This is a genomic window from Tibeticola sp. (assembly GCF_022759015.1).
Classification (GTDB): domain Bacteria; phylum Pseudomonadota; class Gammaproteobacteria; order Burkholderiales; family Burkholderiaceae_C; genus Tibeticola; species Tibeticola sediminis.
Genome location: NZ_JAEMQB010000141.1, coordinates 1 through 10,785 on the forward strand (window position 1 = coordinate 1; position 10,785 = coordinate 10,785).

The window sequence follows — 10,785 nt, forward strand, 5'->3', positions numbered from 1 at the left end:
ATAGGAGCTGTGATCGGCATATCTACCTCTTGCGTTAAAACTTCGATACGCAGAAGCATGAGGTCACGGTTCTTGAACTCAACGAATTGGCCTTTTTTAATCACTGATTTGCTTTTGCTAAATATGCTTACCGCTTCGCTTTGTAACTTTCACATCAGCAGGGCGCTGTAGCCAATACCATCAATTTCTATGCTGCGTGTGGTTGTATTGACGTTGGTAATCCTACCGACAACATCAGCCATGGCGGGTAGTGGAGTGAGAAGCATGTGCCCCAATGCAACTGCTGTGAGTACCTTGGTTGTCTTGAGTAGCTTCATCATTGGTTGCTATTACCCTGTTGTGTATATTGACTGCAGCATCGCTTGCGCGCGCCCGAGACGAGCATGACCATGGGTTTGGCGCTTTGCGGTACGGACACCGGCGTGTTGGGGATAGTCACGGCCTGACTGGCGAGCCAGGCGCGCAGGCGACGATGAGCAGGCCATTGCGGATGAGGGCTGGGCAAGGGAGCGGTTTCATCGGGAACTCCTGCTTCAGCATGGGTGAGGGTGTTCAGGGATTGGTGGCGTAGACGGACTGCAGCATGACTTGCGAGCGGCCCGCTCCGCCCACGCGCGCGGTGACGCGGTAGCGCAGGCAGTTGCAGGGCTGGGATGAGCAATCGGGACTCGCACTGCACGGAAAGGTGTCGCCGAGGTATTCGACGAAGTACGTCGGCGTCACGGTGAGCGAGCCCGAGACCACGGCGGTGGTCGTTGCCCAGTCGGTAAAGCTGGTGTCCAGCCAGCGTGGGGTGTCGGTGGCCGCGGGTGCGGCGCAGACATGCACGGTGGTGGGGGCGGATGTGAAGTCGCTGCAGCCGGATGTGGGTTGGGGCTTGAGCGTTTCGATGGCGGCTTCGGCTTGGCGCAGCGCAGCCTCAGCGCCCTGGAGGGCGAGCGCGCGGTCGTAGACGTAGCCCGAGAGGCGCTCCTCATTGGCAATGCCTCGAACCACGAGCAGACCGAATAAGGTCATGACCACCAGCAGAATCAGGCTGATGATGAGCACCACACCACGCTGGCGGGCGCGTGACGCAGGAGTGCGGCTTGAGCGAGCGGGCATGGCGGTCAAAGCTCCCGGTTCCGGATCGAAGCGACGACGACGAAGGTACGCGTCAAGGGGTTTCCATCAGCGCCAACGGCGTCTGGGCTTTGCAGGGTCAGTGTGATGCGCGCCGCCACGACTTCCGCGGTGCTTGAGGTCCAAGTGGCCAGCGCGGGATCTGACGCAGGGATCCAATCGGTGGCGAGCACGTTTCCGGCGTCTCGGTTGCGGGTGAGGTAATCGATCTGCATGTCTTGCACGTCCGGGATCATCTCTTGAATGTCGGACTGCACTTCACCGGTGCTGGCCTTGACCGTAATGCCCGCCCGGTACAGAGAGCGCCCACCCCGGTTGTTGTGGCCCACATACCAAAAAGCGGGGTCCCAGACCGTGAGTAAGGACCCGGCGGCGAAGGTTTTCGCGCTGGTGGTCGTGCAGGCGTCGTTAGCGCTGCCCAGGTTCGTGCTGCAGTTCAAGGTGGCCGTGCCGTAATCGAACTCACCCAGGCTGACGCTTGCGGCGCCGATCTGTAGAAGCGCCGCGCTGCGCCCATCGCAGACCAGGGAGGGACGAGAGTAGTAGCGATCCCGAATGGCGGCGGTGATGGATGTGGCTGTCGTGAAACTCGTAGTGGCAGGATCGTGGCTGGCTAGTCGCTGGATATCGGCCTCGTTACTCGAGGGGCGCAGCACGAGGATGGCGTCGGTATTGCTGATGCGGTCGGCCACGTTCGTGCCGAACGCCTTGATCCCCGGCGTATCCTGGGTGTTGTCGTAGCCCTGGACGAAACCGCTGTAGGTGCTGGCCCACCAGGGAATCACGGGCGTGCCGCCCGACGCATCGCGGATGACATTGGCGGAAAGGGTGGATCCACAAGGCACTTGGCCGGTCTCTCGGATCTCTCGCGCCAGCATTTCCACCGCAAAACGCGCGTTTTCTTGGATCCGCGACAGGCCCTGGTTCGTGCGCATGGTCTGACCGCTGGTGAGGAAGATATTGATGAATCCACCCACCAACACAAGGCCGAGCACGAGGGCCACCATCAGTTCGACGATGGTGAAGCCCCTCTGCGGGCGTCGGCGGCCTCCGTTCAAGGTCAGCCATGCGGCGTGCGTTGGTTTCATACCCGTGAGCTCAAGACGACGGTTTGATTGGCGAGGCCCCCGGCTGGGCTGTCGTCCCATTCGATCGTGACCGTGCAGTTGTAATCGGCATCACATTGAATCTGTGCGCAGGTCGTCGTGTCGTTCGGGCGCCCCATCGTCTGCTTCACCAGCGTGAGCCACTGGGTCCGGGCATTGTTGGCGAGGCTGCCCGTGCCGAACGCTGTGGGGTCGCAGACATGGGAACTCCCGGTGTTGTAGTCGCCCCCGCGGGCGTGCTCCCGATCGACGCGCAAGACGTCAAGCATGTATTGGGCGTGGTAAGTGGCCTGTGTGCGCTGGCCTGCGCTGATGTTGCCTTTGATCGCTCTGGCTTGCAGGGCACCCATGCCCAAAAAACCAAAACTCAGGATGAGCACAGCGACCAAGATCTCAATCAGCGTGGCGCCGCGCTGATGCTTGGAGGCACGCTGACAACTGGTGGATCGAGTGAACTCGTGCATGGTTGTTCGTCTTTCACTCAACAGCCCGAAGAAGAGGGCGCCGGGCAACTGGCGGCAATCCCCGTGGGCGTTGTGAGTACCGCACGCCCGGATTTGGAAATGCACAGATCTCGCGCCCGATGGTCATCATCGAGCGCAGACGATGGACTGCAGATTCGGATGGTGCCGGTCAGAAACGCGCCGTTCATGGTTTTCGCCTGCCCATCAGCGGCGTATGAGAAATAGTTGCTCATGTCACCGTTGCCAAGGATGCTCACGCCCGTGAGCGCGCTGACCTTGTACGTAATGGTTTCGCCGGTGTCGACCGATGCTGAGCCCGTGGCACTGCGCACCGGGTCGACGAACGTAATCCAACCGACTTGCCAGCCGGAACTCGTGGTGTCGCATTGATTGCCATCACTGCTTTTGCAGACGGTCACCCGCTGCCCGATGCGGATCGCCTCGGTCCGCGCGCGCGACGCCGCAGCGAGCAATTCATTCGAGGCATTCGTCACGTTGGCAGCGGCGATCTGTCGCTGGAAACTGGGAACAGCCAGCGTCGCAAGAATGACCAGCAGGCTGACCGCGACCATCAATTCGATGAGGGTGAGGCCCGACTGTGCACGACACGGGGGCCGCTGCAAGGGGAGCTGAAAAGAAGAGCACCGCATGTGTCAAAGTGTAGACCGACCTTGCCACGCGGTTCCTGCCGCTCATCGCGCCTCTTCGACCGTTTGTCGGCCCGAGGCAAGCCCGGCGCCCCCTACCGCCTCACCTCGTCCACCAAGGCCCGGAAGTCGTCCACGTCTTCGAAGCTGCGGTAGACGCTGGCAAAACGGACGTAGGCGACTTTGTCGAGTTTTTTGAGTTCACGCATGACGAGCTCGCCCAGGCGGGCGGAGGGGGTTTCGCGGGCGCCAGAGGCGAGCAGTTTTTCCTCGATGCGCTCGATGGCGGCGTCGATCTGCTCGGTGCTGACCGGGCGCTTGCGCAGCGCCAGCGCGAATGACGCGCGCAGCTTGGCGCGGTCGTAGTCGGTGCGGCGGCCGTCTTTCTTGACGATGGCGGGAAAGCTCAGGTCCGGCCGCTCATACGTGGTGAAGCGCTTGCCGCAGGCCGCGCATTGGCGGCGGCGACGGATGAAGTCGCCGTCCTCCGAGACGCGGGTTTCGACCACTTGGGTGTCGGCGTGGCCGCAGTAGGGGCACTTCATGGCAGGAGGGTCGGGGTCAGACGCGGGGGCGCTGGCTGCGGCGGGCGCAGCCGGCGCCGGGCATCAAGCGCCGTAGACCGGGAAGCGCGCGGTGAGCGCTGCCACCTTGGCGCGCACGGCCTCGAGGTTGGCCGGATCCCGCGGGTTGTCGAGCACGTCGGCAATCAGGTGGGCGGTCTGGCGGGCTTCGTTTTCCTTGAGGCCGCGGGTGGTCATGGCCGGGGTGCCGATGCGCACGCCACTCGTGACCATGGGCTTTTCGGGGTCGTTGGGGATGGCGTTCTTGTTGATGGTCATGTGGGCGCTGCCCAGCAGGTTTTCAGCTTCCTTGCCGGTGATGCCCTTGGCGCGCAGGTCGACGAGCATGACGTGGCTTTCGGTGCGGCCGCTGACGATGCGCAGGCCGCGCTGCGTGAGGGTCTCGGCGATGACCTGGGCGTTTTTGACCACCTGCTGCTGGTAGGTTTTGAACTCGGGCTGCAGCGCTTCCTTGAAGGCCACGGCCTTGGCGGCGATGACGTGCATCAGTGGGCCGCCTTGCAGGCCGGGGAAGATGGCGCTGTTGATGGCTTTCTCGTGCTCGGCCTTCATGAGGATGATGCCGCCGCGCGGGCCGCGCAGGCTCTTGTGCGTGGTGGAGGTCACCACGTCGGCATGCGGCACGGGGTTGGGGTAGACACCCGCGGCGATCAGGCCGGCATAGTGCGCCATGTCGACCATGAAGATGGCGCCGACGTCCTTGGCCACTTTGGCAAAGCGCGCGAAGTCGATGCGCAGGCTGTAGGCGCTGGCGCCGGCGATGATGAGCTTGGGGCGGGTTTCGTGCGCCTTGCGCTCCATCGCGTCGTAGTCGATTTCTTCCTGGGCGTTGAGGCCGTAGGAGACGACGTTGAACCACTTGCCGCTCATGTTGAGCGCCATGCCGTGCGTGAGGTGGCCGCCTTCGGCCAGGCTCATGCCCATGATGGTGTCGCCGGGCTTGAGGAAGGCGAGGAACACCGCCTCGTTGGCGCTGGCCCCGCAGTGCGGCTGCACGTTGGCGGCTTCGGCGCCGAAGAGCTGCTTGACGCGGTCGATGGCGAGCTGTTCGGCGATGTCGACGTATTCACAGCCGCCGTAGTACCGCTTGCCGGGGTAGCCCTCGGCATATTTGTTGGTGAGCTGTGTGCCTTGTGCGGCCATGACGGCGGGCGAGGCGTAGTTCTCGCTCGCGATGAGCTCGATGTGGTCTTCTTGGCGGCGGTTTTCGGCCTCGATGGCGGCCCAGAGTTCGGGGTCGGTTTGTGCGATGAGCTGGCTGCGGTGGTACATGGATGGCAGTCCTTTGAGGAAATGGTCCTTGCGCGGCGACAAGGGCTGCCCAGGCGAACGGCAAAACACGCAAACCGTTCGGCCGCGCGGTGCGCTTCCCCGTGGTTGTCGGGGTTGCAGTCAGGCAGCCCCGGGGTCCACGTCGGCGCCAGATTCCCTCGAGGGGCAGGCGGCGCCTATCGCCAGTTGCGCACGGGGCGCAGTTTAGCTGAAAGCGTGGTGATTAACCGTCCAGGCCAGTGTGACTTGCGCCCAGGTCAGAGGCGCTCGCCGCAGGCGCGGCGCCCGGGCGGCTGTTCGTGGCGGCGATGGCTTGCGGCGGGGCGATGGGCACGACGCGGCCCTTGGCCACTTGTTGGAGACGGGCGTGCTCGCTGAGCACTTTCTCAGCGTAACCGCTGTCGTTGTCGTCGTTGCCGGCGCCCACGTAGAGTTTGAGGCCGCCTTGCACCGAGCCCGCACGGGCGATGCATTCCTGCAGCACCTTGACGCCTACGCGCAAATTCGTGACCGGGTCGAAGGCTGCAAGCGTGCCGCCGAAATTTTGATATTTGTCGGCGTGGACGCGCGTCATCACCTGCATGAGGCCCTGGGCGCCGACGGGGCTTTGGGCAAAGGGGTTGAAGCTCGATTCCACCGCCATGACGGCGAGGATCAGCGTCGGGTCGAGCTTGGCGCTGCGGCCCACCTCGTAGGCCGCGGCAACCAGGGCGCTGATCGGCTCGGGCGCGACGCGGTACTTGCGGCTCAGCCAGTAGGCGACGGCCGCCTGCTCGCGCGGCAGGTCCTTGGGGTCGGTGGCCGTGGCGCGCTCGATGGCCGACGGATCGGCGTCTTCGGGCTGCTGGGCCATGAGGCGCTCCTGCACCCATTGAATGAGCTGCGCTTCGCCGCTTTCGCGCAAATCGGGGCGGGCGATCAGGGCAATGGCGATGCAGGCCACGGCAACGCCGACGAGGGCGAAGCCATTGTGGGTGAGTTTGAAGATCATCTGCGTGAGGCTTTGGGCCAGGCGACGCAGGTCGGGGGTGGTGTTTACCAGCGCTGTCATTTCTTCACTCCTTTCTTCGCGGGGCGGGGCCGTGCGTCACGAGGACGGTCAGGCGTGACCCCGTTGGGATGGGTTGGCGGCGCATTCCGTCGCGCGTCGGGGCGACGGCTGGTCTCGGAAGCGCCGGGGCCGACGGGCGGCAGCGGCTAGGGTTGTCCCTAGGTGGGATGGGTTGGCGCAGATTCTAGGAGTCGACTTCATGCCTAGTCAATACTAAAGAATAAAGAGTTAAGAATCCAAAAGACATTAAAGAGCTCCGGCCAGCCTTGGTTTTGATCGTGCCCAGGGTCGTGACCCTGGGGTGGCTTGCCTGCCTGAGCGCCCACGCGCTCGCGCACCCGCGTACCCGTGCGTCGCCTCGGACGCTGGCATGATTGGATCTGTGATTGCATCCGCCTTGCTGTTCGTTCCATGGCTGTTTTTCCCCAAGGCCTGAGCGCCATCGACCGCCGCTGCGACAACGCCGGCGAGCGCGCGGTGCTGCACCAGCTCAAGCGCTGCCTCAGCGACGACTACCTCGTCTGGCACGACGTGCCCGTGGGGCCGCGCCAGCGCCAGCCCGACTTCGTGGTGTTCAGCCCGCGCCGAGGCCTGCTGATTCTGGAGGTCAAGCACTGGGCGCTCTCGAGCCTGCGCAGCGCCACGCGCGACCGGGTGGAGCTGGCCACCGCGCACGGCCTGCAGACCGTGGCGCATCCGCTGGTGCAGGCACGCACCTACGCGCTTGAACTCAACGACGTGCTGCAAGGCGACCCCGTGCTCGTGCACGACGAGGGGCCGTTTCGTGGCAAGTCGCGCGTGCCTTACGGCTGGGGCTGCGTGCTCTCGAAAATAGAGCGCCGCAAGATCGAGGGCAGCGACTTTGCCGAGGTCTTCCCCGAGCACAAGACCCTGCTGCGCGACGACCTCGCCGAGGATGTGGAACCCTACGATTTCGAGAAGCGCCTCTGGGGCATGTTCGTCCTGACGTTTCCGTTTGCGTTGTCACTGCCGCAGCGCGACCGCGTGCGCTGGCACCTCTTCCCCGAGGTGCGCGTGCAGGCGCAACAAGCGCTCGCGCTCGACGACGGCAGCCCTGCCCTCGCGCCGCTGCCCGACCTCATGCAGGTCATGGACTTGCAGCAGGAGCAGATTGCACGCACGCTGGGCGAGGGCCACCGCGTCATCCACGGCCCGGCCGGCTCGGGCAAGACCATGATCCTCATCTTCCGCGCGCAGCAGCTCGCCGCCGCCGCGCGGCCTGAGCAGCCGGTGCTGGTGCTCTGCTACAACCGCGCGCTGGCCGAGCGCATCGGCTTCGTGCTGCGCGAGCGCGGCGTGAGCGAGCAGACGGTGGTGGTGCGCACCTTCCATGCCTGGTGCCACGACATGGTGCGCAGCTACCAGCTCGAGGTCGGCGCCGACCTGCGCGGCGAGGCCTACTTCGAGACGCTGGCCGCGACGGTGAGCCGCAGCGTCGAAACCGGGCTGGTCCCCGGCGGCCAGTACAGCGCGCTGCTCATCGACGAAGCGCATGATTTCGAGGACGCCTGGTTGCGCATGGCCACGCGGCTGGTGAACCCGGCGACGAATGCGCTGCTGGTGCTCTACGACGACGCGCAAAGCATCTACCAGAAGTCGCGCCACAGCTTCAGCTTCGCCAAGCTCGGCATCCAGGCCCGCGGCCGCACCAGCGTGATGCGGCTGAACTACCGCAACACCGCGGAAATCCTGGCGCTGGCGCTGCGTTGTGCGCAAGGCCTGCTCGACGACGAGCGCGCCGGTGCCGACGAGGACGCCGTGCCCTGCGTCCCCCCGGCCAGCGCGGGCCGCCGCGGCCCCATGCCACGGCTCATCGAGGTGGCCAGCGAAGCCGAAGAGGCCGCGGCTGTGGCCTCGCAGGTCGAGGCCGCGCTGGCCGACGGCCTCGCCCTGGGCGACCTGGCTGTGCTCGCACGCACCAAGGCGCAGCTCAACACCGTGGCGCGCGAGCTGCACCGTCGGGGCATTGCGCTGCAATCGATGGGCGGGAGCGACTTCCGCCACTTCGACTGGGCCGCGCCCGCGGCCAAGCTCGTCACCATGCACAGCGCCAAGGGCTTGGAGTTTCCGTTCGTTGCGATCGTGGGCCTGCACCGCATGCCCGCGCGTGAGGAGTCGCTGGACGAGGCCGCCCGCTTGCTCTATGTCGGAATGACCCGCGCCACGCACCGCCTGGTGCTTTCCGCCGCAGGGGCCTCACCGATCGTCGACCGCGTGCGCAACGCACTCGAGGCGCTGGCCGTGAAAGACGCCGGCGCTCAGTCCCAGCCTTTGTAGTAAACCCGAAGCGCGTAGGAGATCGCCTTCATGGGCGCGTGGCGCAGCCACGTCGGCAGCCAGCGCGGCGCATTCATCGAAAAATCGGTCGCCCAGCGGACCAAGGGGCCTTGCCAAGCGGGAGCGGGTTTGCGCCCTTGGGGGCGAAGCTTTTGTGTGGGGGGTGAAGGTAAAGGCATGGGCGTATTGGAACCGAAGTGCGCCAAACTGTGCCCAAGAACGGGCATTTGCCTGCCTGGATGCACAAAGATGAGGCGCGCGCCAGGGAAAATCCAGGCGGCAGCGCGGGCACACAGGCTTCGACGCCCAAGCGCGACGCTGAAGAAGCCCCACGCGCGCCATCGCGGAAACGGATTCAGCGTTGCCCAAGTGTCACGATCGGCGGGCAGACTTCGGAAGGATCAAGCGAATGCTTGGCCCGTTTCCTGCTAACTTCTGTGCGATGCATCATCCTGATCGACATGTGCCCCTGCGTGGGGCGAGCAACTTTCGTGATCTTGGCGGCTACCGCACGGTCGATGGACGCGTGTTGCGCTGGCGGCGCTTGTTCCGCTCAGACCACCTCGGGGCGCTCGTGCCTGAAGATGTGGCGCGGTTGCAGGCGCTGGGTTTGGGGCGCAGTTTCGACCTGCGGGGCGAGCGGGAGCGCGCTGCGCAGCCTTACGCGCTGCCAGGCGTGCGGGTGCAGCCCCTGCCGATCGAGCCCACGGTGGTGCAACGCTTGCAGGAATTGCGTGCGCGCGGCGAGTCGCTCACCGCGGCGCACACGGTGCGGTTGATGCAGGAAACTTATCGCGCCTTCGTCACCGACAACTCGCCGCGCTTTGCCGAATTGTTCGCCCATTTGCTCGAGCGCGACCTGCCCTCGGTCGTGCACTGCACCGCCGGCAAGGACCGCACCGGTTTTGCCGTTGCCTTGGTGCTGCTCGCGCTTGGGGTGCCGCGCCAGACGGTAATGCACGACTATTTGCTGACCAACCACCACTACCGCATGCCCGAAGCGTATGCGGGCAGTGCCCCGAATGAGGTGCTGCGCGTGCTTTGGCAGGTGCAGGAGGATTTTCTGCATGCGGCCTTCGAAGCCATCGAGCGCGACTTCGGCGGGTTGGAGTCCTACCTGAACCGTGCGCTCGCGCTCACACCCGCAGCGCGCGAGCGGCTTGCGCAGATGTATTTGCAGGCGCCTTTGGAAGAATCAAAAATGATAGCTACGCAAGACCAGTTCACGCCGGGGTAGGCGCAAAAGACTGTCAAAAATGCTAGACCGGCACCGTGTAGTTCAACGCCAACCGCCCGCCGTCCACAGTCACGATTTCGCCGGTCATGTAGCTCGCCGCGTCGCTGGCGAGAAAGGCGACCACCTCCGCGACTTCCTCGGGCGTACCCAGGCGCTTCATCGGCGTGCGCGAGAGGATGCGGGCGCGGGCTTCGGCGCTGGTGAGCACCGCCTGCGCGGCGAGTTCGGTGGCGATGGTTCCGGGTGCGACGGCGTTGACGCGGATGCCGTGGTCGGCCAGCGCCAGCGCCATCGCGCGCGTGAGCTGGTTGACGCCGCCCTTGCTCGCGTTGTAGCTGGCGATGCTCGGAATCGCCATCACACCGTTGACGGAACTCATGTTGACGATGGCGCCGCGGGTGCCGGTCTGCACCATCGCGCGCGCCACCGCCTGCCCCATCAGGAACGAGCCTTTGAGGTTGACGCGCAGCACCGCGTCGAAGTCCGCTTCGGTGACTTCGAGGAAATCCGCGGCCTTGAAGATGCCCGCGTTGTTGACCAGCACGTCGATGCGGCCATGTGTCGCGAGCGCAGCGGCCACGGCGGCGTCGACCTCGGCTTTGGCGCCGACGTCGCAGCGCAGCGCGAGCGCGCCCAGCTCGGCCGCCAGCGCCTCGTTGCGCGCGGCATCGACGTCGAGGAGCACGAGCTGCGCGCCTTCACGCGCAAAGCGGCGCGCACACGCAGCACCGATGCCTTGCGCCGCACCGGTGATGAGCACGACGCGGCCCTGCAGACCGAAACAGATGGACGAAGAAGCAGAGGGGGGGGGCGCTGTTTGATCCATGCGGTCATGGTAGGGCAACGCTGAACCAGTCCTTCGCGCGGCGCGCCCGCGGGGCGTGCATGCGAACATCCACACTTTGATTCACGACGGAGACCTTCCCATGCCCCAAATCACCCGCACCGTGCTCTACACCGATGTCGACGGCCGCGCGCGCTTTCGCGACGAGATCATCGAACTG

The 10,785-nt window shown here is 65.1% G+C and carries 10 protein-coding genes; 2 read left to right on the forward strand and 8 right to left on the reverse strand.

Annotated features, from left to right (window positions below):
- Window positions 1-552 precede the first annotated feature (552 nt).
- The 7 genes from JHC36_RS09045 to JHC36_RS09075 form a co-directional block, all read right to left on the reverse strand.
- Window positions 553-1,104, reverse strand: coding sequence for a pilus assembly PilX family protein (locus JHC36_RS09045; protein ID WP_287918382.1), 552 nt, complete (start codon window positions 1,102-1,104; stop codon window positions 553-555).
- A gap of 5 nt (window positions 1,105-1,109) precedes the next feature.
- A complete protein-coding gene (locus tag JHC36_RS09050; RefSeq protein WP_287918383.1) occupies window positions 1,110-2,210 on the reverse strand; it encodes a prepilin-type N-terminal cleavage/methylation domain-containing protein in 1,101 nt (366 codons plus the stop codon).
- Window positions 2,207-2,692 carry a type IV pilus modification protein PilV gene (gene pilV / locus JHC36_RS09055; protein ID WP_287918385.1) on the reverse strand — a complete coding sequence of 162 codons (486 nt, stop codon included), beginning with the start codon at window positions 2,690-2,692 and terminating at the stop codon, window positions 2,207-2,209. The genes JHC36_RS09050 and pilV overlap by 4 nt, the downstream gene beginning before the upstream one ends.
- A 17-nt stretch (window positions 2,693-2,709) precedes the next feature.
- Window positions 2,710-3,342, reverse strand: a complete 633-nt coding sequence (locus tag JHC36_RS09060) for a GspH/FimT family pseudopilin (RefSeq protein ID WP_287918387.1) — start codon at window positions 3,340-3,342, stop codon at window positions 2,710-2,712.
- 92 nt (window positions 3,343-3,434) lie between these two features.
- Window positions 3,435-3,884 (reverse strand): transcriptional regulator NrdR, encoded by a 450-nt coding sequence (nrdR, locus tag JHC36_RS09065; RefSeq protein WP_287918389.1) that lies wholly within the window; start codon window positions 3,882-3,884, stop codon window positions 3,435-3,437.
- A gap of 63 nt (window positions 3,885-3,947) precedes the next feature.
- Window positions 3,948-5,195 carry a serine hydroxymethyltransferase gene (glyA, locus tag JHC36_RS09070; protein ID WP_287918391.1) on the reverse strand — a complete coding sequence of 416 codons (1,248 nt, stop codon included), beginning with the start codon at window positions 5,193-5,195 and terminating at the stop codon, window positions 3,948-3,950.
- A 223-nt stretch (window positions 5,196-5,418) separates the two neighbouring features.
- Window positions 5,419-6,246, reverse strand: coding sequence for a lytic transglycosylase domain-containing protein (locus JHC36_RS09075; protein WP_503007020.1), 828 nt, complete (start codon window positions 6,244-6,246; stop codon window positions 5,419-5,421).
- Between the two features lie 411 nt (window positions 6,247-6,657).
- On the opposite strand from JHC36_RS09075, the gene JHC36_RS09080 reads away from it, so the two are divergent.
- Together JHC36_RS09080 and JHC36_RS09085 are read left to right on the forward strand one after the other, a co-directional pair.
- Window positions 6,658-8,544, forward strand: coding sequence for a 3'-5' exonuclease (locus tag JHC36_RS09080; RefSeq protein ID WP_287918393.1), 1,887 nt, complete (start codon window positions 6,658-6,660; stop codon window positions 8,542-8,544).
- A 442-nt stretch (window positions 8,545-8,986) separates the two neighbouring features.
- Entirely contained in the window at window positions 8,987-9,781 is a 795-nt protein-coding gene (locus JHC36_RS09085; RefSeq protein WP_124223406.1) for a tyrosine-protein phosphatase, read from the forward strand.
- Window positions 9,782-9,803: 22 nt separating this feature from the next.
- Here JHC36_RS09085 and JHC36_RS09090 read toward each other — a convergent pair whose 3' ends face one another.
- Window positions 9,804-10,607, reverse strand: coding sequence for an SDR family NAD(P)-dependent oxidoreductase (locus JHC36_RS09090; RefSeq protein ID WP_287918396.1), 804 nt, complete (start codon window positions 10,605-10,607; stop codon window positions 9,804-9,806).
- Window positions 10,608-10,785: the final 178 nt, after the last annotated feature.